At 49.1% G+C, this 2,852-nt stretch carries 1 rRNA gene; it reads left to right on the plus strand.

Going from position 1 to position 2,852, the window contains the following annotated elements:
- A 23S ribosomal RNA gene (locus tag EDC16_RS12605) occupies positions 1 to 2,755 on the plus strand; the annotation flags it as partial.
- Between the last annotated feature and the right edge of the window lie 97 nt (positions 2,756 to 2,852).

A 2,852-nucleotide genomic window follows, 5' to 3' on the forward strand; every position in this document is an offset into this window, starting at 1 on the left:
GGGGGTGACTGCGTACCTTTTGTATAATGGGTCAGCGACTTATATTATGTAGCGAGGTTAACCGAATAGGGGAGCCGAAGGGAAACCGAGTCTTAACTGGGCGCTTAGTTGCATGATATAGACCCGAAACCCGGTGATCTAGCCATGGGCAGGTTGAAGGTTGGGTAACACTAACTGGAGGACCGAACCGACTACTGTTGAAAAAGTAGCGGATGACTTGTGGCTGGGGGTGAAAGGCCAATCAAACCGGGAGATAGCTGGTTCTCCCCGAAATCTATTTAGGTAGAGCCTTAGATGAATACCTTCGGGGGTAGAGCACTGTTTCGGCTAGGGGGTCATCCCGACTTACCAACCCGATGCAAACTGCGAATACCGAAGAGTAATGTCTAGGAGACACACGGCGGGTGCTAACGTTCGTCGTGAAGAGGGAAACAACCCAGACCGCCAGCTAAGGTCCCGAAGTACTAGTTAAGTGGGAAACGAAGTGGGAAGGCTTAGACAGCTAGGATGTTGGCTTAGAAGCAGCCATCATTTAAAGAAAGCGTAATAGCTCACTAGTCGAGTCGGCCTGCGCGGAAGATGTAACGGGGCTAAAACTAGTCACCGAAGCTGCGGCATTCAGGGAGCAGGTTTCAGGGTTCAGGCTACAGGAGTCAGGGCATGGTAAAACGATTTGAAGATTTAAATGTATTTCAAAAAGCGTATCGGGTTTCATTAGAAATTCATCAAGCGACATTAAATTTTCCAAAAGTAGAACAATTTGCCTTGGCTGACCAACTAAGACGTTCAAGTAAAAGCATCTGTGCCAATCTGGCAGAAGGTTTTGCGAAGCAACGTTCATCTGCTGAGTTTAGACGTTATCTTGCAATGGCAATAGGCAGTGCAGATGAGACACGAGTTTGGTTAAGATATTGTATAGACCTGAATTATATAGAGAAACAACAATGGCAAGCTTGGCGTAATGAATACGAAGAGGTTGCCAAAATGTTGAATGGTTTGAGTGAAAGTCTGAGAGACTGACACCAGAACCCTGAAACCTGTTCCCTGATTGGGTAGGGGAGCGTTGTGTAAGTCGATGAAGGTGGTTCGAGAGGGCTGCTGGAGATATCACAAGTGCGAATGCTGACATAAGTAACGATAAAGGGGGTGAAAAACCCCCTCGCCGGAAGACCAAGGGTTCCTGTCCAACGTTAATCGGGGCAGGGTGAGTCGGCCCCTAAGGCGAGGCTGAAGAGCGTAGTCGATGGGAAACGGGTTAATATTCCCGTACTTGTGATAAGAGCGATGTGGGGACGGAGCAGGTTAGGTTATCCGGGTGACGGAAGTCCCGGTCCAAGCGTGTAGGATGGATGATTAGGCAAATCCGGTCATCTATATCAGAGGCGTGATGGGGAGACTCTACGGAGTTGAAGTAACCGATACCACACTTCCAGGAAAAGCCGCTAAGCTTATCTTATCATAAACCGTACTGAAAACCGACACAGGTGGTCAGGTAGAGAATACTCAGGCGCTTGAGAGAACTCGGGTGAAGGAACTAGGCAAAATAGCACCGTAACTTCGGGAGAAGGTGCGCTGATAGTAATTGAAGTCCTTTGCGGATGGAGGTGAAGTCAGTCGAAGTGACCAGCTGGCTGCAACTGTTTATTAAAAACACAGCACTCTGCAAACACGAAAGTGGACGTATAGGGTGTGACGCCTGCCCGGTGCTGGAAGGTTAATTGATGATGTGAGAGCATTTGATCGAAGCCCCAGTAAACGGCGGCCGTAACTATAACGGTCCTAAGGTAGCGAAATTCCTTGTCGGGTAAGTTCCGACCTGCACGAATGGCGTAATGATGGCCAGGCTGTCTCCACCCGAGACTCAGTGAAATTGAAATCGCCGTGAAGATGCGGTGTACCCGCGGCTAGACGGAAAGACCCCGTGAACCTTTACTATAGCTTGACACTGAACATTGAATTTTGATGTGTAGGATAGGTGGGAGACAGAGAAGTATTAACGCCAGTTAATATGGAGTCGTTGTTGAAATACCACCCTTTAAGGTTTGATGTTCTAACACAGACTGCGAAACGCGGTCGTGGACAGTGTCTGGTGGGTAGTTTGACTGGGGCGGTCTCCTCCCAAAGCGTAACGGAGGAGTACGAAGGTTTGCTAATCACGGTCGGACATCGTGAGGTTAGTACAATGGTATAAGCAAGCTTGACTGCGAGACGGACAGGTCGAGCAGGTGCGAAAGCAGGTCATAGTGATCCGGTGGTTCTGAATGGAAGGGCCATCGCTCAACGGATAAAAGGTACTCCGGGGATAACAGGCTGATACCGCCCAAGAGTTCATATCGACGGCGGTGTTTGGCACCTCGATGTCGGCTCATCACATCCTGGGGCTGAAGTAGGTCCCAAGGGTATGGCTGTTCGCCATTTAAAGTGGTACGCGAGCTGGGTTTAGAACGTCGTGAGACAGTTCGGTCCCTATCTGCCGTGGGCGTTGGAAAATTGAAAGGGGCTGCTCCTAGTACGAGAGGACCGGAGTGGACGCACCGCTGGTGTTCCCGTTGTTTCGCCAGAAGCATTGCGGGGTAGCTATGTGCGGAAGAGATAAGTGCTGAAAGCATCTAAGCACGAAACTTGCCTTGAGATGAGTTTTCCCACACTTAGAGTGTGTAAGGGTTGTTTAAGACTAAGACGTAGATAGGCGGGGTGTGTAAGTGTAGTGATATATTGAGCTAACCCGTACTAATTGCCCGAGAGGCTTAACCATACAACGCTCAAGGGTTTTACCCTAAAGCAGAGCGAGTTGTAAGAAAAGACGAAGACAAAGACAAAGCTCAGAGAGTTTGAATCAGTAATAGCTTGTG

The organism is Testudinibacter aquarius, from assembly GCF_004342725.1.
GTDB classification, from domain to species: Bacteria; Pseudomonadota; Gammaproteobacteria; order Enterobacterales; family Pasteurellaceae; genus Chelonobacter; species Chelonobacter aquarius.